This window comes from uncultured Psychroserpens sp., assembly GCF_947501425.1.
Taxonomy (GTDB): Bacteria; Bacteroidota; Bacteroidia; order Flavobacteriales; family Flavobacteriaceae; genus Psychroserpens.
Genome location: NZ_CANMVN010000006.1, coordinates 197,261 through 216,986 on the forward strand (window position 1 = coordinate 197,261; position 19,726 = coordinate 216,986).

At 33.4% G+C, this 19,726-nt stretch carries 22 protein-coding genes; 12 read left to right on the forward strand and 10 right to left on the reverse strand.

The annotated features are described in order from the left end of the window. Position 1 precedes the first annotated feature (1 nt). Both Q0951_RS10885 and Q0951_RS10890 read right to left on the reverse strand, forming a co-directional pair. The gene (locus Q0951_RS10885; protein ID WP_299336783.1) at positions 2-1,612 is read right to left on the reverse strand and encodes a ThiF family adenylyltransferase; all 1,611 of its coding nucleotides are present in this window, start codon (positions 1,610-1,612) and stop codon (positions 2-4) included. Beyond that, positions 1,612-2,556: a nucleotidyltransferase gene (locus Q0951_RS10890; protein ID WP_299336786.1), complete on the reverse strand. Its 945-nt coding sequence runs from the start codon at positions 2,554-2,556 to the stop codon at positions 1,612-1,614. The genes Q0951_RS10885 and Q0951_RS10890 overlap by 1 nt, the downstream gene beginning before the upstream one ends. Before the next feature lie 436 nt (positions 2,557-2,992). Here Q0951_RS10890 and Q0951_RS10895 point away from each other — a divergent pair, with 436 nt between their 5' ends. From Q0951_RS10895 to Q0951_RS10950, 12 genes are all read left to right on the forward strand, one after another. Continuing rightward, complete coding sequence (locus tag Q0951_RS10895; protein WP_299336788.1) at positions 2,993-3,214, forward strand: hypothetical protein; 222 nt, start codon at positions 2,993-2,995, stop codon at positions 3,212-3,214. A gap of 18 nt (positions 3,215-3,232) precedes the next feature. Further along, positions 3,233-3,547, forward strand: coding sequence for a hypothetical protein (locus Q0951_RS10900; protein WP_299336790.1), 315 nt, complete (start codon positions 3,233-3,235; stop codon positions 3,545-3,547). Positions 3,548-3,573: 26 nt separating this feature from the next. After that, entirely contained in the window at positions 3,574-3,933 is a 360-nt protein-coding gene (locus Q0951_RS10905) for an RDD family protein (RefSeq protein ID WP_299336792.1), read from the forward strand. A 34-nt stretch (positions 3,934-3,967) separates the two neighbouring features. After that, on the forward strand, positions 3,968-4,465 hold the full coding sequence (locus Q0951_RS10910; RefSeq protein ID WP_299336794.1) for a hypothetical protein: 498 nt from the start codon (positions 3,968-3,970) through the stop codon (positions 4,463-4,465). A 183-nt stretch (positions 4,466-4,648) separates the two neighbouring features. Beyond that, a complete protein-coding gene (locus Q0951_RS10915) occupies positions 4,649-7,501 on the forward strand; it encodes a pitrilysin family protein (RefSeq protein ID WP_299336795.1) in 2,853 nt (950 codons plus the stop codon). Positions 7,502-7,626: 125 nt separating this feature from the next. Then, positions 7,627-8,391: an AAA family ATPase gene (locus tag Q0951_RS10920; RefSeq protein WP_299336907.1), complete on the forward strand. Its 765-nt coding sequence runs from the start codon at positions 7,627-7,629 to the stop codon at positions 8,389-8,391. Then, entirely contained in the window at positions 8,391-9,290 is a 900-nt protein-coding gene (locus Q0951_RS10925; RefSeq protein WP_299336797.1) for a ParB/RepB/Spo0J family partition protein, read from the forward strand. The genes Q0951_RS10920 and Q0951_RS10925 overlap by 1 nt, the downstream gene beginning before the upstream one ends. Continuing rightward, positions 9,280-9,876: a DUF5683 domain-containing protein gene (locus Q0951_RS10930; RefSeq protein WP_299336799.1), complete on the forward strand. Its 597-nt coding sequence runs from the start codon at positions 9,280-9,282 to the stop codon at positions 9,874-9,876. The genes Q0951_RS10925 and Q0951_RS10930 overlap by 11 nt, the downstream gene beginning before the upstream one ends. A gap of 3 nt (positions 9,877-9,879) precedes the next feature. Further along, on the forward strand, positions 9,880-10,584 hold the full coding sequence (gene dapB / locus Q0951_RS10935) for a 4-hydroxy-tetrahydrodipicolinate reductase (RefSeq protein WP_299336801.1): 705 nt from the start codon (positions 9,880-9,882) through the stop codon (positions 10,582-10,584). An 83-nt stretch (positions 10,585-10,667) separates the two neighbouring features. Continuing rightward, complete coding sequence (gene lepB / locus Q0951_RS10940; RefSeq protein ID WP_299336803.1) at positions 10,668-12,239, forward strand: signal peptidase I; 1,572 nt, start codon at positions 10,668-10,670, stop codon at positions 12,237-12,239. Positions 12,240-12,260: 21 nt separating this feature from the next. Continuing rightward, on the forward strand, positions 12,261-12,881 hold the full coding sequence (locus Q0951_RS10945) for a WbqC family protein (protein WP_299336805.1): 621 nt from the start codon (positions 12,261-12,263) through the stop codon (positions 12,879-12,881). Next, the gene (locus tag Q0951_RS10950) at positions 12,881-13,189 is read left to right on the forward strand and encodes a DUF6122 family protein (protein ID WP_299336807.1); all 309 of its coding nucleotides are present in this window, start codon (positions 12,881-12,883) and stop codon (positions 13,187-13,189) included. Before Q0951_RS10945 ends, Q0951_RS10950 begins: the two co-directional genes overlap by 1 nt. On the opposite strand, the gene Q0951_RS10955 is transcribed toward Q0951_RS10950, so the two are convergent. The 8 genes from Q0951_RS10955 to Q0951_RS10990 form a co-directional block, all read right to left on the reverse strand. Next, entirely contained in the window at positions 13,190-14,209 is a 1,020-nt protein-coding gene (locus tag Q0951_RS10955) for an endonuclease/exonuclease/phosphatase family protein (protein WP_299336809.1), read from the reverse strand. Positions 14,210-14,214: 5 nt separating this feature from the next. After that, entirely contained in the window at positions 14,215-15,093 is an 879-nt protein-coding gene (locus Q0951_RS10960; RefSeq protein ID WP_299336811.1) for a rhomboid family intramembrane serine protease, read from the reverse strand. Continuing rightward, on the reverse strand, positions 15,090-15,884 hold the full coding sequence (locus Q0951_RS10965; RefSeq protein ID WP_299336813.1) for a rhomboid family intramembrane serine protease: 795 nt from the start codon (positions 15,882-15,884) through the stop codon (positions 15,090-15,092). Before Q0951_RS10965 ends, Q0951_RS10960 begins: the two co-directional genes overlap by 4 nt. 5 nt (positions 15,885-15,889) lie before the next feature. Continuing rightward, a complete protein-coding gene (mutL, locus tag Q0951_RS10970) occupies positions 15,890-17,752 on the reverse strand; it encodes a DNA mismatch repair endonuclease MutL (protein ID WP_299336815.1) in 1,863 nt (620 codons plus the stop codon). Continuing rightward, the gene (locus Q0951_RS10975; protein WP_299336817.1) at positions 17,752-18,039 is read right to left on the reverse strand and encodes a riboflavin synthase subunit beta; all 288 of its coding nucleotides are present in this window, start codon (positions 18,037-18,039) and stop codon (positions 17,752-17,754) included. The genes mutL and Q0951_RS10975 overlap by 1 nt, the downstream gene beginning before the upstream one ends. A gap of 4 nt (positions 18,040-18,043) precedes the next feature. Beyond that, the gene (locus Q0951_RS10980; RefSeq protein WP_299336819.1) at positions 18,044-18,262 is read right to left on the reverse strand and encodes a hypothetical protein; all 219 of its coding nucleotides are present in this window, start codon (positions 18,260-18,262) and stop codon (positions 18,044-18,046) included. A 155-nt stretch (positions 18,263-18,417) separates the two neighbouring features. Further along, the gene (ribH, locus tag Q0951_RS10985) at positions 18,418-18,903 is read right to left on the reverse strand and encodes a 6,7-dimethyl-8-ribityllumazine synthase (RefSeq protein ID WP_299336821.1); all 486 of its coding nucleotides are present in this window, start codon (positions 18,901-18,903) and stop codon (positions 18,418-18,420) included. Between the two features lie 19 nt (positions 18,904-18,922). Further along, on the reverse strand, positions 18,923-19,702 hold the full coding sequence (locus tag Q0951_RS10990; protein ID WP_299336822.1) for a tetratricopeptide repeat protein: 780 nt from the start codon (positions 19,700-19,702) through the stop codon (positions 18,923-18,925). Positions 19,703-19,726 lie beyond the last annotated feature (24 nt).

Below are 19,726 nucleotides of genomic sequence, written 5' to 3' on the forward strand. Positions count from 1 at the left end.
ATCAATCTTTAAGTTTAATAGTATAATTATCACTCTTGTCTACCTCTAGTAAAAACGATGTCAATATTTTTCCTGTTTTTAGTTTATAATCAATGTTACTCAATGCAAAATTGACTAGAGCACTAATATTATGATAAGAAGCTTTAAAAGTAGGTGACCAACAACCTTGTGGATTAAAAACATCACTCATGTCTTGTTTAATTTTGCTGAAAACTTCTGATGTTGTGTTATATATATTTTTACTCCCTATATAGCAAAATAACTCGTTAGCATGATTTGAAATTGAAATTGAGGTTACATTAGTCATCAATTCTAGTCTATCTATAATAATACTGACATCATTACTTGCTGTACAATTAAAAACATAATCATAGTCATTTAAAAATCCAGCAGTATCATCCTTACCGTTTTTTTTATCCGACAAATTACTCGGCAATAAAAAATTAGGTAGACAAGCTATTTCAACAAAAGGCGATATACTCATTAAATTAAACCTCAATTCATCTACCTTAAGCTTTTCTCCACTCAAAAAATTATAATTTGATCTACATATATTCCCAACTTCTTTCATGTCTGCATCTACAATCGTAATTTGCCTGCATCCTCCTCTAACCATGGCCTCTGCTAGAATACTACCAAGTGCACCTACACCAAGAATCATAATCTTTTTGTCTGTAAAATCATCACTTAACTTTCCTCTACCAAAAAAAATATCATATGATGAATCTACAGTTTTTGCCCATATTATTTCCTGATCTATATAGCCGTTTTTTATTAGTGGTATTTCAGAAACATTAATTTTTATTGATTCAAAATTGAATCTTCCGTTCGGCATTGGATAACCATAAAAAAGTATAATATACTTACCATCTAGTAAATATTTCTTATCAATATGACGCCTTATGTCATTTAAAAGTTTTAAAAATTCAGGTCTTAAAGTTTGCTCAAAATCTTGCCAATTTTCAAATGCAAAATTTCTTAAGCTTGTTGGACTACTATTCGATATGTAATATAATCCTTTGAAAATTTGCGCTGGATTGTTATATCCACTACTCCAATTGAAACTGGCCTTTTCATTATTCAATCTACTCTTTAACCCTTGCAATAAATACGTCTTTTTAATATCGGATTGGGAATGTTTAGAATAGAACGCTAATCCAAAATCATTATAATCAAGATGTTTATCTAAATCACTGAATAAAAAAACACTATTCATATCTATGCTATTATGCAATAGATACTCAAAATGTCCGTCATCTAGTTCTTGAATATAATACTTATCAACCCACTCTAGCATAGCTTTAACATCACACTCCAATTTATATTCTAAAGTTGGACTTGTTAAAGAGGTAAAACATATAGAACCGTCTTTGTTTAGATGAGAATATTTTAACAATTCTTTATTTACAAAACGTATAGTCTCTAAATCACCATTCTTAAGAGGATAAATATTATTAATTTGAACCTTAAACTTAATATTAGGTTTAGAATTACATAAAACTTCTATTTCACCTTGGAGTTCATCACCTGAAAACTGAAAATGTTCTGTTATTTTAAGATCTTCAGAAAATTGCGTAAATATGTCATTAACAATTAGTGCTTTATTCGACATTACCCAAAATGATTACTAGGTGGAATAATTGCTTTTGATGTATCACCAACTCTATAACCACCTGAGCCTGATTTATCCTCCTCCTCTTTAAAATTTTCATTCTCTTTGAAATGCTTTTTTAAATTCTCATCCTTTTTATCAACATCAGACAAAATGTAATCAAAATCATTTTTCAAAGATTGTTTTTGGTACCAACCTAAAGTATCAGCTATATCATTATTTGAATTTCCAGGATCCTTAAGTGTAAAGTTTTCTCTAGTTATCTCATCACTTATGTACTCCAAAACAGTCTTAAGCTTATTCCAAAGATTACCAGTAATTAGTTTGTTGTCAAAAGCTTTAATAACAATAAGTTCCATAAAAAATGACTTAACATCTCTAGATTTTTGTTGTTTCCAAATTTTAAGCAACCTTATTATCTGTCTAGCATCAGACTTTCCCTTGATATTTTCTATTTGAGCTTCAATATTTGTTTGAATATAGTTACCATCATAAGTATTTATATTCAGATTAAGCCTAGAAGTTTCTGGATAATCATCTTTACTAAGCTCTCTGCCAGGAACTACATCTATTTCAACTATATCTCCATCATCATCGGTATAAAAACGAATACCAACTGATACTTTCTGTGGCCTTACCTCAGCAACACCTCTATACTCTTCCTTTAAAAAATCATATAGATCGTCAAACATATCCGTTATAGTAGAAAATGAGTTTCTTTTAAATGGCACAACTATATCTAAATCAAACTTAGAGTTTATAGCCGTATGCTTTTTCCAAGAGCCAGAATTAAATGGAGAGTAAATTTTATCTTCATAATTCTGCTCTAGCTTTTCCTTAATTTCTGTTCTTTTAATTTTAAACTTGTCAACTAATGACTCAATGTGTGTCATTCTGTGCGTTTCTAAAACGCTACTTAAGTAATCTGATTTTTTAAAACTCATGCTATTAATCTTTAAATAACCCCAAATTTTCACAATCGGTATTGAGAGTTAAACCGAGAAGAAATCACGAAAATTTGTAAGAGAAAAAAAATAGAATACATTTGTAACTCAAACAAAAACGGTATCTACTTCTATTGAAACCGTTTAATCATAATTAAGAGTCCAGAATTTCCAGTTCAGCGGACTCTTTTTTTATTGTAAAAATTATGCCAATCTATATTTACTGACAATTAACATAAATTTAAGACATTTTGTCATTACGAATAATTTAACAAAATGAAGATTGGATACAACTTTTATTTAAAACTAGAATTATTTGTATTTTGAATACATATCTATTTAAGACTTTTATTACAAAAAGTATTTCTTAATCTATACTCTATTAATTTCTGAAACTCCTAAATAATTGTATTTTTATTGGCATAAATTCAATCTCATGCGTAAAAAAATCATTTTAGCTTTCTGGTTTATTACATCCATGTCATTCTCACAATCTGAAGGTCAAACCTTTTGTGGTGGTGATCCTGAAGCTCCTTACTTTACTTTGCACAGAGGCACTAAATATGTGGTATGGGAAAACACCTATTATGCTGAAAAGAAAATGGGAATGAAAACCATAGATGGCGTAGAATATGTTCAGTATAATCAATCATGGTAAAACGGATCTTCTCAAGATATGTTCTTAAGAGCGGATGACGGAGTCATTTATCAGTATGAAGATTGCTGTAAGGAAGATACGGTAAGACTTACTGCTAATACAAAGGTTGGACAAACTTGGCAAACTGCTGATAAGCTCAGTACATACGAAATTATAGCTTTAGATGGCACATTAGACACTCCTGTTTGTAACTATGAAGGTCTTTTGGTTTTAAAATCTACATTTAAAAATGGAACCTTTACTTTTTATTATCAGAAAGGGTATGGCTATGTTGGTGCAACAATTGACGATCAATTGATATCTTTTGTTATTCCTAGAGTACCTAAAGACTAATATTACCTTTAATTAAATACGTTTATTTGAAACATATTGATAAATCTACAAGACTATCCAATTACATTATTGATATTTTAGTAATCTATATCTTGTGGATTATTGTCAGTCTATTCACTAATACTGGATATTTAAATGTTTTTCTGTTATCTGCTATTATGTTTCTCTACTATTTTTTGTTTGAAGCCCTTACATCTCAAACTCTAGGTAAACTAATTACAAAGACAAAAGTAGTTAACAAAGACGGCTCTAAACCTCATGTCATAAGCATACTAATCCGTTCAATTTCAAGACTTTTTCCCCTAGATTGGCTATCCTATATGTTTGGAAACGACATCGGAATGCATGATCTCTTTTCAAATACAATACTCACAAAAAAGAATTAAACCAATTTTTAAAGCAGCATTAAACACTACCATATTGAGAATAGGAAACATTAGAATTACAGATAGAACAAAGATTACCAAAGCAATCAATAGACGTAATTATTTGATTTATATTGTAGTAATCGTTTTTATTGCTATTGATATAGACCTATTTAGTGCACAGCCTAAGTTTTTAAAAACTGAAGGTTTCTTTTGGAAAGGAATGGCAATTGTGTTCCAACTATTGTTCATTTTGAGTGTAATTAAATGGGATGCTAAGAAAAAGAAGATCATCGATATTCTTCACAATGGAATGATAGTAAAAGGTGAGTTGAAATTTAGTGAGCGCATTAGGCCAAATAAAACCTCTGTATTTTATGTTCATCTCTTTGAATATGAAGCAAACGGACAAACCCATGAGGTAAGCTTTAAAAACAAAAATAAAGCTGTTAACTCATATTACATTGTTTATAATTTGAAGGATCCAAATAGCGCTGTGGTCTATGAAGATTTAAAACCAAACATCAAACAGCTGATTTCTGAAAGCTTGTAATTAATAATAACCTTCTTCCACTACAACAAAGCGTTAAAACCTGTTAAACTTCTCCTAATCAAACACTTGTTTCCTATCTTCGAAAAATACATAGGAAATTTAGTACAATTATATTCAATTTCAACTAAAAACTTAGTTATATTTACAATATCACATTTTTTAAATCAATTAAACTCTAAACACATGAATTACAAACCATCAAAAACGAATATCTTAAGCCTTTTAATGATATTCTTTTTATCTGTAGTCTCCTTTGCACAGGAAACTACCATGGAGAAGAAAGAAATTTCGCCTTCAGAGGCCATTCCAATGACTCCTGAGGTCAAAACAGGTGTCCTTAGTAACGGACTCACCTATTACATCCAAAATAATGGAAAACCAGAAGACAAAGTAGAATTACGTCTAGCTATTAAAGCGGGTTCCATATTAGAAACTGAGGATCAAAGAGGTTTAGCCCACTTTATGGAACACATGAATTTTAATGGTACAACTAACTTTAAGAAAAATGAATTAGTTGATTACCTGCAAAGTATTGGTGTTGAATTTGGTGCCGACTTAAATGCTTACACTGGATTTGATCAAACAGTTTACATTCTTCCAATACCAAGTGACGACCCTGAAAAATTAGACAAAGGCTTTCAAATCTTACAAGATTGGGCTGGCGGAGCATTATTAACTGCTGAAGACATCGATGAAGAACGCGGTGTTGTTATTGAAGAATACAGAACACGTCTAGGTGCTGCAACTAGAATGCAATCTAAATATTTAGACAAAATTGCATATAATTCTAAATATGCTGATCGCTTACCTATCGGAACTAAAGAAAATCTGGAGAACTTTAAATATGAAAGTCTTAGAAACTTTCAGAAAGATTGGTATCGTCCTAACCTCATGGCTGTTATTGCTGTTGGCGATCTAGATGTTGAAACTCTTGAGAAAAAAATAAAAGACAATTTTAGCGGACTTAAAAATCCTGACAATCCAAAACCAAGAGAGGAATTTGGATCTGAAAATCATGAAGGTACGTTTGTAGCTGTAGAATGGGATGAAGAAGCTACAGGTAGTCAAGTTCAAATTTATTACAAAGATAAAGGCAAGTCTAAAAAGACTAAAACGGTTAAAGACTACAGAGATAATATGGTTGAAGGCCTGTTTACTCAAATGATTAACAACAGACTAAGTGAATATAGCAACAAGCCTAACCCGCCTTTCATTTATGGATTTTCATATCATGGTGGAATTATAGGAAATAAAGATGCATATCAATCTGTTGCTCAAACCAATGAAACTGGTCAATTGGAAGCACTTAAAACACTTCTTGAAGAAAATGAACGTGTCAAGCGTTACGGATTTAAAGCCTCTGAATTAGAGCGTGCCAAAAAAGACTATTTGGCTAGAATTGAACGTTCTTACAAAAATAGAGACAAAAGAGAATCTAACAGAATTGTTGGCGCTTACATTCAAAATTTCCTACAGGAAAGTCCAGTTCCTGGGATCGAATGGTCATACAACTATGCACAATCTGAACTTCCTAAAATTAAGCTTGATGAAGTTAACGGACTTATCAATGAATTTTTACATGATGACAATCGCTTAGTAGTACTTACAGGTCCTAAAAAAGATGGACTTAAGAAAGTTACTGAAAAAGAGGTAATTGATTTGCTAGACGCAGTTAAGAAAAGTGATATAAAAGATTATGAAGATGAGGCTGTTCGTTCTGAAATGATGGCCAACAAACCTGCTAAAGGAAGTATTACTAACGTAGAAGTAAATAATAAAGGGCAGCTTAATGAAACAACAACCATGACCCTAAGTAATGGTGCAAAAGTAACCTTCAAAAAAACAGACTTTAAGAATGACGAAATTCTTTTTGAAGCTTTTAGTTATGGAGGAACCTCATTATATGCTGATGACGTTTTAAAACAAACAGCTAGTGCAAATGGTGGTTTATTCGAAGCTGGAATAGATGGACTTACCAAGAATGACATGACCAAAATGATGTCAGGTAAAATAGCACGTGTAAGACCTTATATTGGAAGTTTAGACGAAGGTATGCGAGGATCTGCATCACCAAAGGATTTGGAGACAATGTTTCAGATTATACATTTGTATTTCACCAAATTAGACAAAGATCCTGAAGCTTTTCAGTCATTTATCAGTAAGCAAAAAGCATTTTTAGGTAACATCATGTCAAACCCTAACGTGTCATTTTCTATTGCTTTAGGTGAATATATAAACAAAGGCAATCCAAGATATACCGGTTTCCCTACCGAAGAAGCTCTAGATAAAGCTAATTATGATCTTGCCTATGAAAAGTTTAAAGAGCGTTTTGCAAATGCAGGCGATTTCAACTTCTACTTTGTTGGTAATATTGACGAAGAGCAACTAAAAGATTTTGCAGAGACTTACATTGCATCTCTACCTGGAAACGCATCAAAAGAAATGTATAAGGTTCCTGCATTCAGGCCTGAGTATGCAAATAAAGAATTCATATTCAATAAAGGTACTGAACCAAAAAGTCAGGTCAACCTTATCTACAGTGGTGAAGCAACGTATGATGTTAAAGAAGCCAGAGCAATGAATATTTTAGGTGAAATCTTGAGCATTAAACTTATTGAGAAGTTGCGAGAGGAAGAAGGTGGCGTTTATGGTGCTGGAGCCAGAGGTTCTATTAGAAAAACACCATATGGAAGCTATAGCTTTAGTATTTCCTTCCCTTGTGCACCTGAAAATGCTGAAAAATTAGCTTCTGCATCTATCGCTGAGCTTCAAAAAATTATTGATAATGGCCCTGAAGCCAAAGATTTAGACAAGGTAAAAAAGGCTTTACTATTGACCAGAAAAGAACAATTAGAACAAAATCGTTTTTGGATGTCTACCATTAGAAATGTCGATTTCAACAAGTCAGATATCAATAATGTTGTGAATTATGAGGCAAACATCAATGCTGTAACAACCGATGATGTACACAAGGTTGCCAAAAAATATTTACAAGAAGGCTACCTCAAAGCAATTTTATTACCTGAAGAGGAGTAAAATGAGATTAAGAATAAAAAAAGCAGCTATCACAAGCTGCTTTTTTTTATACTACTGTTAACAACTTCCATTTCATAAACCCATAATAAATTGTATTTTTGAGCTTATTAAAACCAAATCATTTAATGGGTAAAATCATTGCAATTGCCAATCAAAAAGGTGGTGTTGGCAAAACAACAACATCTGTCAACTTAGCGGCATCTTTAGGTGTTTTAGAAAAGAAAGTATTGCTTATAGATGCAGATCCGCAAGCAAACGCGACTTCCGGACTAGGCATAGATGTTGAACAAGTTGAAGTTGGAACCTACCAATTATTAGAGCACACAGCTTCGGCTGAAGAATCTATTGTAGAAACTGATTCTCCAAATGTAGATATCATACCTGCACATATCGATTTAGTTGCTATTGAAATTGAACTTGTAGATAAAGATGAACGTGAGTATATGCTGAAAAAGGCAATAACGCACCTGAAATCGTCTTATGATTATATTTTGATAGACTGCGCGCCTTCTTTGGGATTATTGACATTGAATGCATTAACAGCATCTGATGCTGTGATCATTCCAATCCAATGCGAATATTTTGCGTTAGAAGGTTTAGGAAAACTATTGAATACTGTAAAAAGTGTTCAAAAAATCCATAATACCAACTTAGATATTGAAGGCATGCTCCTCACAATGTTTGATCAGCGTTTGCGTTTATCAAATCAGGTTGTAGAAGAAGTTCAAAAGCATTTTAGTGATATGGTCTTTGAAACTATAATACAACGAAATGTTAGACTAGGTGAAGCGCCTAGTTATGGTGAAAGCATCATTAAATATGATGTGAGTAGTAAAGGAGCTACAAATTATTTAAGTTTGGCGAAAGAAATTATTAATAAGAACTCATAATGGCGAAGGCAACAAAAAAACAGGCTTTAGGTAGAGGGTTATCTGCGTTGCTGAAAGATCCTTCTAATGATATCAATTCTGCTAAGGATAAAAATGCAGACACAATCATAGGTAATATTGTAGAATTAGATATTGATGCAATTGAGATTAATCCATTTCAACCTCGAACTAATTTTAACGAAGAAACTCTAAGAGAATTAGCGTCATCTATTAAAGAACTAGGTGTTATTCAGCCCATAACAGTTAGAAAACTTGAGTTTAATAAGTTTCAGTTGGTCTCTGGTGAACGCCGTTTTAGAGCATCTAAATTAATTGGCTTACAAACCATTCCGGCTTATATCAGAATAGCCAATGACCAAGAGTCATTAGAAATGGCATTGGTTGAAAATATTCAACGACAGGATTTAGATCCAATTGAAATAGCACTTTCATATCGACGCTTAATTGATGAGATCAATTTAACCCAAGAGCAAATGAGTGAACGTGTTGGTAAAAAACGTTCAACAATTGCCAACTATTTACGTTTATTAAAATTAGATCCAATTATCCAAACAGGAATGCGTGACGGATTTATTTCCATGGGTCATGGTCGTGCCATCATTACTATTGAGGATCAAAATGTTCAATTGGATATTTATGAAAAGATTATTACTGATAAATTATCTGTTAGAGCAACAGAACAACTCGTAAAAAATTATAACAACCCTACAACAAAAACAGACTCTAAACCTCAGGAACTACCTAAATTTGTTAAAAAAGGCATAAAGGAATTTTCAGAATACTTTGGACATAAAATTGGCGTTAAAGTATCTAAGAATGGTAAAGGTCAAATTACGATCCCATTCCATTCGGAAGAAGATTTCAATCGTATAAAAAAATTAGTTCAAAGTGCTAAATAAATTAGTTTATAGCTCCTTAATTTCTCTCCTTTTCTGTTGTTTTTCATTTGCTCAAGATGATAAAAAACCGCAAAAAGTTGATACCGATTTAATAGTTGTTAAAGATTCTATCAACACAAAAAGAGAGCCTTTAAATGTACTCGCGCCTTCAAAAGCTGCTTTTTATTCTGCTATTCTTCCAGGACTCGGACAAGCATATAATAAGAAATATTGGAAAATTCCTCTGGTATATATAGCCATAGGAATACCTACTTATTTGTACATTCAAAATGATAAGGATTATAATCTGTACAGAGACGCTTATAAAAGACGTTTAGCTGGTTTTACTCAAGGTTCTGAAGGCGATCCGTTTCCTAATGTATCAGATGACGGACTCATAAGAGCGCAACAACAACTAAGACGAAATAAAGAGCTGTCATTACTTATAGCTATTGGTATGTATGCTTTAAATATCATTGATGCTAATGTAGACGCTCACTTACTTCAATTTAATGTTGATGAAGACTTATCATTACGTCCTCATTTTAAGTATAACCAAATGGAAAATACTTCAGATCTTGGTGTTACTCTCAATTTTAGATTTTAAACTATGAAAATTGCACTTTTAGGCTACGGAAAAATGGGTAAAGCAATTGAAGCAATTGCTGTTGAACGTGGTCACGATATTGTATTGAAAGTTTCTAGTGCAACGGAAAGTTATACACTTGAACATATTGATGTAGCCATAGATTTTAGCTTACCTAATTCTGCCGTAAATAATATTTCAAACTGCTTAGAGCATAATGTCCCAGTGGTGTCAGGCACAACAGGATGGTTAGACCAATACGATGATATAGTATCGCTATGCAAATCTAAAAATGGTACATTTTTGTATGCATCAAATTTTAGTTTAGGTGTTAATATATTTTTTGAATTAAATAAGACACTGGCTAAACTTTTAAAAGGACTCCCACAATATAAAACGAGTATCGAAGAGATTCATCACACACAAAAACTTGACGCTCCTAGCGGTACAGCAATAACTCTCGCTCAAGGTATTATAGATCAAACAGATTATAAAAACTGGACATTAGAGTCGCCAAAACAAAATGAGATTGGTATTTTAGCAAAGCGAATTGAAAATGTGCCTGGAACTCATGAAGTTAATTATGATTCTGAAGTCGATAGCATTCAGATAAAACATACAGCACACAGTAGACAAGGTTTTGCTTTGGGTGCTGTGATTGCAGCAGAATATATTTATAATAAAAAAGGTGTGTTTACGATGAAAGACGTCTTAAATATTAATGACTGATGACTTAAATATTAGTTAATGTTTTAAGATAATGTTACGTTTTATATACTTTTTCAACCAATAAAAAAATTCAAAACATAGATATGACAATTACTCAGTGGTTAATTTTTATTCTAATTATACAGATCATTCATGGTCTGGGTACATGGAAATTATATGTAAAGGCTGGCCGACAAGCTTGGGAAGCGTTTATTCCGGTTTATAATGCTGTGATATTAATGAAAATCATTAATCGTCAATGGTGGTGGACCATCCTATTATTTGTTCCTATTGTTAACTTGATCATGTTGCCTGTTGTTTGGGTAGAAACAGCACGAAGCTTTGGAAAGAATGAATACTTAGACACGTTCCTAGCAGTTGTAACTCTTGGGTTTTATAATTATTATCTCAATTACGTTGCTGATGTAACGTATGTTGAGAACAGAGACATCAACCCTAAATCGAGTTCTGGAGATTGGACGTCTTCTATCCTATTTGCAATTGTTGCTGCCACTATTGTACATACCTATTTTATTCAACCGTTCACCATACCTAGTTCGTCGTTAGAGAAATCGCTACTGGTTGGTGATTTTCTATTTGTAAGTAAGTTTCATTATGGAGCCAGAGTACCAATGTCAACAGTTGCTGCTCCTATGGTACATGATACAATTCCTATATTAAAGGTCAAGTCGTATTTATATAATGACAGACTTGAAGAGAATAAAACGTCTTTAAAAAATAAGTTACAATTACCATATATGAGGCTACCTGGCTTTGAAAGCATTGAACGTAATGATATTGTAGTCTTTAATCAGCCTGCCGATACGTTGCTCGATATGAACGATTTCACACCAGATCGTAATTATTATAAGCCAATTGACAAAAAGACCAACTTGGTGAAACGTTGTGTTGCTATTCCTGGTGATTCACTCGAAATCATAGATGGACATGTTTTCATCAATGGAGAAAAAAGTCAAATGCCTGATCGCTCCAAACTTCAGTTTCTTTATAGCATTGATCTTAAAGGCAACTATTCTGGTGCACAAATAATGAACGCTCTCAAACGCTATGATATTACCGATTTTGGTATGGCGTCAGAGACCCGACTTCTGGTTCACGCCTCCGATGAAGCCATTCAGCAGGCGAAAAACCATCCTAATTTCGAAAATATCACAAGACAGGCTAACCCTAAAAATATTGATGGTAATGTCTTTCCTAGAGCTCCACAGTTTCCATGGAACTATGATAACTTTGGTCCAATTTACATTCCGAAAGAAGGAGAAACAATTGAACTCAATATGGAAGTCCTTCCGTTGTATAAGCGTTTAATTTCAGAATATGAAAGCAATACCCTAACGACTAATGGAAGTCAAATTATTATTAATGGTCAACCAGCAACATCTTATACCTTCAAACAAGATTATTACTGGATGATGGGAGATAATAGAAATAACTCAGTAGACTCCAGAGGTTGGGGCTATGTGCCATTTGACCATGTGGTTGGAAAACCTGTTTTTATATGGATGAGTTGGGATGGATTAAAAAATCCAAGATGGGAACGTTGGTTTACCACTGTTAGCGGAACAGGTACAGCGACGTCTTATTTAATTCCATTTGTTGTCTTGCTTTTAGCTTGGTTTGGTTTTAATAAATGGAGAAAGCGCAAAAACGCTTAAACTATTTTTGACAAATAACTGATGAACCTATTAATTCATCCTACCTATTTTCCAAATATTGCTCATTTTGTAGCAATGCTACAAGCAGATCATATTGTATTTGAAGTATGTGATAATTATCAAAAGCAAACCTATAGAAATCGTACCTCTATATATGGAGCTAATGGAAAACTAGACCTCAATGTGCCTGTTGTCTATTCTCAGAAAAACAGACAACGATCTGTAGATGTTCAAATATTTAATACCGAAAATTGGCAAACACAACATTTAAAGTCATTAGAATCTGCCTATCGTACCTCTCCATTTTTTGAGTTTTATATTGATGATCTTATGCCACTTTTTGAAATGGATACGCATACAATTGTGGACTTTAACTTTAAGTGTTTAGAGCTTATATTTGACTGTTTACAGTTGCCTTTCAATTATTCTAAAACTGAAAGTTTTGAATTAAAGCCTGAGGGAGTGATTGATGCCAGAGGACTTGCAAACTGTAGAAAAGAAGTTGAGCAGCATTTTGATTCTTACGCTCAAGTATTTCACGACAAACATGGGTTTTTGTCTAATTTGAGTATTTTAGATCTATTGTTTAATGAAGGACCAAACACCGAATTATACCTCACTTCACAAAAACTAAATCTATAATGACTCAATCTCTCGTTCATTATGGCATCCATGTTTTTCTGCCCTTAATTGTTGCGCTTATATTTTTTAATTCGAATTGGAAAACAGCGTATTTGATTATGCTCTGCGGATTCCTTATTGATCTTGATCATTTACTGGCCAATCCAATGTTTGATTCTAATAGATGTAGTATCAATTTTCATCCACTTCACTCCTACTATGCTGTAGGCATTTATATCCTCTTAACTTTTTTTAAAAGAATTCGACTTATTGGTTTGGGATTAGTGATTCATATCATAGCAGATCAGGTCGATTGCTTAATGATGTGATCACCTGAGTTTTACCTTGGACAGTATAGGATAATGGTCAGAATATTTAACATCAAAAGTTTTAAAGGCATTAATCTCAAAACCTTCATCCACCAGAATAAAATCAATTCGAACCGGAAAAAACTTAAAATCATAAGTACGTCCAAATCCGTTACCAGCTTGCACAAAGGCATCTTTTAAATCGCCTTTAATTTCCTTGTACACATAAGAATATGCTGTATTATTAAAATCACCACAGATAATCATTGGGTAGTGACATTTAGATTTATGCTTAAGAAATAACTCGGTTTGCGATTGCTGCAATTTAAACGTAGAGCTCACACGTTTGAATAAATTCTCAGAGTTTTCCTTAGACAACCTTTCAACTGTGGGATCAATTCCAGATGACTGCAAGTGAACATTGTAAATTCGTATCGTATCACTATTTCTAATAATATCAGCAAATATGGCGTTATTAGATGTATTCGGAAATTCTATAGAACCAGAATTAATGATCGGAAATTTAGTGAATATCGCTTGTCCGTTCTGTACTTTCTGACCCGAAAGCTCTTCGTATTTATAATAACCATCCAGCTTAACGGACTGATCTGGTCGGTATTCCTGCATACACAATACATCAGGCTTTTTCTCAGAAATAAAATCAGAAATTTTAGCTTTTAGATTTGGGTCGTCAATCCAGTCAAACACATTAAAGAGTCTGACATTATAATTCATTACAGTTAAGTTTTCACTATCGTTAACATTTTTAGAGGATGAAAACTTGTAGAGTGAGAATACATAGTTATAACCAATGACCAGAACCACCAGAGAGATTAAAAGTTGTCGTCTCACTTTAGTTAGCCAATAAATAAAAAATAGAATGTTTATGATAATAAGAGTTGGAACCGCTAAACTAAGTACAGATAAGAATGCGAACTTTTTAGGTTCCATATAAGGTAAGACATAAGATAACAGTAGCGCAAATGCCATCAATGAATTGATAACAACTATAAGCTTCTCTAAACCTTTAAGTTTGCGCATGCGTTTTAATCCTTACCAGCTTTAAATAAAAATGATTTTTCTTCTTTGGTTAAACTATCATAACCGCTTTTACTAATTTTATCTAAGATAAGGTCGACTTTTTTCTGATTATTAAACTCATTAAACTCCTCTTTATTATGACCAGCAAAAGGTTTCTTTTTATTTTTATGAACGGTCTTTAGTGTCGATTTCGGTTTAAACAGATTAGCAATACTATCCATAAATTTTCCAAATCCAACACCAATGTCTTTACCTTTTAATAATTGAGTAGCGTAGATATAACCTAGTAAACTACCACCTAAATGAGCTACTCTACCGCCTTGGTTAGCACCTGTAAAAAATCCTAATAGATCAAACACAACAATAGCAACACCAATATACCAAAGCTTGATCTTTACAGTAAAAAACTGAGCTTCTCTGTAAGGCATGTAAGCACAAATAAAAATAAGTAAAGCATTAACACCTGCGGAAGCACCAACTAAGGGACCAACATTATTAGTAAATATAGATGGGAATACACTATGAAGTAGTAAATAGGCAAAACCACCAATGATTATACCTAAGAAATAGATATTTAAAGATTGTTTTCTCGGAAATAAATTAACCATAGTTCTCGATATAAAATAAAGAACCAACATGTTAAATAACAGATGAAAAAGCCCATAATGTGTAAAACCATAAGTTATAATCGACCATGGTTTAACAATAAAACTTGAAAAGTTATTAGGAAGTTCCAACCACTCAAGTGAGTAAGCTCGTGGAATACGTCGTATTACGGTTAGCAACCAACCAATGAAAAATACTAAAACATTAAGTGCTATAATTTTTTCAAAAACGTTTAAATGTTTTAGCTTGTCTTTAATGTCGTGTGTTAACGATGTCATCGATCCCAACGGTTTTTATTAAACTGTGTTTTTTTCCAATAGCTAAAAATTAAGAATCCTGTTAATGCTCCACCAACGTGAGCCCAATGTCCTATGTTAAATCCAAACATTGAACTTCCACCAGTAAATCCAGATATAATCTCATAGCCTAATAATAATGGAATAAAATATTTTGCTTTTATAGGTATAGGTAAAAAGATTAGCATCAATGAGCTATTTGGAAAAGACATTCCGAAAGCAACTAATAAACCCATTAGTGCTCCCGATGCACCAAGACTCGGACCATTAAATAAGCTATTCAATGTTGAGACCTTTTCTTCTCCAACAATAGTATTCCATTCAACATAGAATTTCCCTTCATTTAAAATACCAGTAATAGAATCCATAGTATATTTCCCACTATCAATTAAAGAACTTGTGATGGTATAAAAGTTATAATAATCGATAGCAAGTGGTAAGATTGTCGCACCAAGACCGCATGAGAAATAAAAGATCAAGAATTTATTTCTTCCCCACATTTGTTCTAATGGCGACCCGAACATCCAGACTCCTAACATATTAAAGAGAATGTGAAATATAAATATCGATGCACCTCCATTCATGCCGACATAAGAAGCGTGCATGAACATGTGCGTAAAAATTTGCCATGGTTTAAAACTATCATTCATTGGAAAATGCATAGCAAATAGATCTGTAAATACATCTCCATATTGACCTATAACAATGGTTCCAATCCAAAATATGACATTTAGGATGATAATATGTTTTACCGTATCAGTTATTCTCATCATAATCTTTACACGAATTTTTTATCAAAATCATCAACACTCATCGTGATGAATGTAACTCTATTTGTAGGTGAAACTGATGGCTCTTTACACGCAAACAAACTATTGACCAAATGTTCTTGTTCTAATGGCGTTAATGATTGCCCTGTTTTAATCGCAAGACTTTTAGCCATCGACTTCGCTAAAAGGTCAGTCGCACTAAAATTACTGTCTGGTACTTCTTGTTCTACATCACTAATCAATTGCTCCAAAATAATAGAGACTTCGCTTTCTGGAACATTTACAGGAACACCTGTGATCTCAATGGCTTTATCCTTAAACGAGGAAAATATAAATCCAGTATGTTCTAAATCTTCTTTTAACTGCTGTAAAAGCTCCATTTCAGTGGAAGAAAACTCCAGTGTCAATGGAAATAGTAATTGCTGACTTACAGCTTCTTTTACTGTTAGATGCTTTAAAAACCCTTCGTATAGAATACGTTGATGCGCTCGATGCTGATCCAAGATCATCATACCCGATTTTATAGTGCTAATGATATATTTATTATGCAGCTGATATGTGGTTTGCGCAGACTCTACTTGCTTGTCTTCTGTAAATAGCGATGTGTGTTCTGGCTGACTCTCATATTCTACTTCACTAAAGTTTCGTTCTGTCTTGGTGCCTTTCGATTCTAATCCTACATATAAACTTTCCCATTGCCCAGCTGGCTCCTTTCTGTAAGATGTTGAGGATGAGCCAGCAGATTTGGACACAGATTTATCCTCTTGAAACGGATTAAAACTTCGATCTACTTCTACTGTAGGAGTTGAGGCATGCTTGTTTTTATAATCGTAAGGCGTATCCAAATTATTATCACGCTCAAAATCCAAAACTGGCGCAATATTAAATTGTCCTAAACTATGTTTTACAGAGGAACGCAAAATAGCATATAGCGTGTGTTCATCATCAAACTTAATTTCGGTTTTTGTAGGATGTATGTTGATATCAATAGTTTTAGGATCTACCGTTAAATTCAAAAAATAACTTGGATGGCTTCCATCCTTAATCAAACCTTCATAGGCTGAATTGATAGCATGATTTAAATAAGCACTTTTTATAAAACGGTTATTGACAAAAAAGAATTGTTCGCTTTTAGTGCGCTTTGCAAATTCGGGTTTACCAACAAATCCGGAAATTTTAAGTACTTCGGTTTCTTCTTCTACAGGAACTAGTTTTTCATTGGTTTTTCCTCCAAAAATATTAACCACTCGTTGTCTGTAATTACTCACTGGAAGATTAAAATTCTCACTTCCATTGTGAAACATAGCAAATGTTATATCTGGATGTGCCAAAGCTACACGATGAAATTCATCAATGATATGCCTAAGCTCTACAGTATTCGATTTTAAAAAGTTACGTCGTGCCGGAATATTAAAGAATAAGTTTTTAACTGACAGTGAGGTGCCTTTAGGCGTCACAGTCATCTCTTGATTTTTGATCGTACTACCTTCAATCTCTATGAGCGTTCCAAGCTCATCTTGCTCTTGCTTAGTTTTTAACTCCACATGCGCAATAGCAGCAATACTCGCTAGGGCTTCACCTCGAAACCCTTTTGTATTTATACTGAACAGGTCTTCCGCAGAACGTATTTTAGACGTCGCATGACGTTCAAAACTGAGTCGTGCATCAGTAACACTCATCCCCTTGCCATCGTCTATGACCTGAATTAAGGTTTTACCTGCATCTTTAATGATTAATTTTATAGAACTAGCGCCTGCATCTATAGCGTTTTCTAATAATTCTTTAACAACCGAAGCTGGTCGTTGTACAACTTCACCTGCTGCAATTTGATTAGCAACATGATCTGGTAACAATTGAATGATGTCTGACATTAGCGATTAATAGAAAATATGGATAGGTCGAAATCTATGATGAACAAAAAGACTAGAATTAAAACACCAATAATGATTAGCACACGTCGATTAGCGCCACTCTTGTCACTATTGTATTTGTAATCTTCAACAGCATTGTTGAGCTTTGTTTTCAATCCCTTATTATCACCTGCTGTAACTCGAAAATCGTCAAACTTATGCTTGAGTTCAAAAGGATTACCTTCTCCCTTGTAATAACGAGGCTGGTAATTGTAACGCTTGTTTTTTCTTGTATTTAAAATTCCCATAATGCTATGATTTTTCGTAGTGAGTTAAAATAAACCATAGTGCAATTATCATACCTAAAACTACTAAAAGCACAGGAAGCGAAATGGTTCGCCGTTTTTTATGCTTCCCTTGACCTCTTACAGATTCCCAGTGCGACTTAAGATCGTCGTCTTTTTGAGTGTCTTTAAGATGTCTTGGTATGTAATTAAAGCGTTTATTTTTACGCTGTTGAAACAAACTCAATACTCATCTAGTCTCTGAGCATATTTAAAACCTATCGAATATACTCATGTTATATTTCAAAAGTACAGAATTTACTAGGAAAATAGACCTTTTAAGTCCTAAAAATTGTTAACAAATAGTAGTTTCTTCGGAAATTTTAAAAGCAAATACAATGGCTATTTGTTTCGACGTAGATCAGCCATTTTGATAGCAGCTATAGCAGCTTCAGTGCCTTTATTACCATGCTTTCCTCCTGAACGGTCAATAGATTGCTGCATGGTATTGTCTGTTAACACACAGAAAATAACAGGTGTTTCGCTATTGACATTTAGATCTTTGATGCCTTGAGTAACACCTTCACAAACAAAATCGAAGTGTTTGGTTTCTCCTTGTATCACACATCCAATAGCAATTACTGCATCTACTTGATGCTTAATCATATGCTTACAACCATAGATAAGTTCAAAACTTCCAGGCACATCCCATTTCAGAATGTTATTAGGTAAAGCACCACAGTCAATTAGTGCATCGTAAGCGCCTTGAAAAAGACCATTTGTAATAGTGTCATTCCATTCAGAAACAACAATCCCAAACCGAAAATTCTTCGCGTTTGGGATCGTGTCTTTATCGTAGTTTGATAGATTATGATTTGCAGTTGCCATAATGCTTCAAATTAATTAATTATTTGCTAGCTTCTGCTCTACCAATAAATGTCTCAATATTTGTAGCTTGATCTGATAATGAAAAATCAGATTTAATTCGTTTGTAATACTCTAAGGCTTTTTCTGAGTTACCTAAAGTCTGTGCTACATTGGCTGCTTTAAATAAATATAAAGGTGCTGTATAGCTATTATCACCAGCAGCTTTAATTGCTTGCTCGTAATATTCTAAGGCTTCAGGTAATTGCTCTAACTGAACGAAAGCATCTCCTAAACCTCCTTTAGCAATCGGACTTAAGGCATTGTCATCACTACTAAAACCACTTAAATACTTTACAGCATTTGTGTAATCTTTAGTATTTAAATACGCCATACCAGCATAGTAGTTTGCTAAATTTCCAGCAGGTGTTCCACTGTATTGGTCTGCAATTTCTACCATACCAAATTTACCTTCTCCTCCTTTAAGAGCCAGATTATATAAAGAATCTTTTCCTGTCGCTGCGTTTACAGCTTCATCAAAATACTTTTGTGCAGTGTACATCTCATTCATTGCTTCTTCAGCCTTTGGCTCTGCAATGTATTTGTTGTATCCTAAGTACCCAAGAACAATCAATGCTGCTAATCCTACAACAACAAAAATCCCTTTCTGATTCTTAGCAACCCAATCCTCTGCTTTGTTAGCACTTTCATCTAAAGTATTAAATACTTCAGCTGTTGTTGAGTCTTGTTCTAAAACGTCTATCTTTTCGCCTTTTTCCTTAATTGGCTTCGGCTTATATCCTCTTTTCTTATATGTTGCCATAATTCTGTATTTGTGCCCGCAAAA

What these genes read in the sequence shown, in the direction of transcription:
- Q0951_RS10965 (WP_299336813.1), bottom strand. Translation starts at nt 15,884, where the DNA reads ATGATGAGAATAACTGATACGGTAAAACATATTATCATCCTAAATGTC.
- Q0951_RS10950 (WP_299336807.1), top strand. Translation starts at nt 12,881, where the DNA reads ATGACTCAATCTCTCGTTCATTATGGCATCCATGTTTTTCTGCCCTTA.
- Q0951_RS10885 (WP_299336783.1), bottom strand. Translation starts at nt 1,612, where the DNA reads ATGTCGAATAAAGCACTAATTGTTAATGACATATTTACGCAATTTTCT.
- Q0951_RS10960 (WP_299336811.1), bottom strand. Translation starts at nt 15,093, where the DNA reads ATGACATCGTTAACACACGACATTAAAGACAAGCTAAAACATTTAAAC.
- Q0951_RS10915 (WP_299336795.1), top strand. Translation starts at nt 4,649, where the DNA reads ATGAATTACAAACCATCAAAAACGAATATCTTAAGCCTTTTAATGATA.
- Q0951_RS10955 (WP_299336809.1), bottom strand. Translation starts at nt 14,209, where the DNA reads ATGCGCAAACTTAAAGGTTTAGAGAAGCTTATAGTTGTTATCAATTCA.
- Q0951_RS10890 (WP_299336786.1), bottom strand. Translation starts at nt 2,556, where the DNA reads ATGAGTTTTAAAAAATCAGATTACTTAAGTAGCGTTTTAGAAACGCAC.
- Q0951_RS10945 (WP_299336805.1), top strand. Translation starts at nt 12,261, where the DNA reads ATGAACCTATTAATTCATCCTACCTATTTTCCAAATATTGCTCATTTT.
- mutL (WP_299336815.1), bottom strand. Translation starts at nt 17,752, where the DNA reads ATGTCAGACATCATTCAATTGTTACCAGATCATGTTGCTAATCAAATT.
- Q0951_RS10975 (WP_299336817.1), bottom strand. Translation starts at nt 18,039, where the DNA reads ATGGGAATTTTAAATACAAGAAAAAACAAGCGTTACAATTACCAGCCT.
- Q0951_RS10895 (WP_299336788.1), top strand. Translation starts at nt 2,993, where the DNA reads ATGCGTAAAAAAATCATTTTAGCTTTCTGGTTTATTACATCCATGTCA.
- Q0951_RS10900 (WP_299336790.1), top strand. Translation starts at nt 3,233, where the DNA reads ATGTTCTTAAGAGCGGATGACGGAGTCATTTATCAGTATGAAGATTGC.
- Q0951_RS10990 (WP_299336822.1), bottom strand. Translation starts at nt 19,702, where the DNA reads ATGGCAACATATAAGAAAAGAGGATATAAGCCGAAGCCAATTAAGGAA.
- ribH (WP_299336821.1), bottom strand. Translation starts at nt 18,903, where the DNA reads ATGGCAACTGCAAATCATAATCTATCAAACTACGATAAAGACACGATC.
- lepB (WP_299336803.1), top strand. Translation starts at nt 10,668, where the DNA reads ATGACAATTACTCAGTGGTTAATTTTTATTCTAATTATACAGATCATT.
- Q0951_RS10920 (WP_299336907.1), top strand. Translation starts at nt 7,627, where the DNA reads ATGGGTAAAATCATTGCAATTGCCAATCAAAAAGGTGGTGTTGGCAAA.
- Q0951_RS10925 (WP_299336797.1), top strand. Translation starts at nt 8,391, where the DNA reads ATGGCGAAGGCAACAAAAAAACAGGCTTTAGGTAGAGGGTTATCTGCG.
- dapB (WP_299336801.1), top strand. Translation starts at nt 9,880, where the DNA reads ATGAAAATTGCACTTTTAGGCTACGGAAAAATGGGTAAAGCAATTGAA.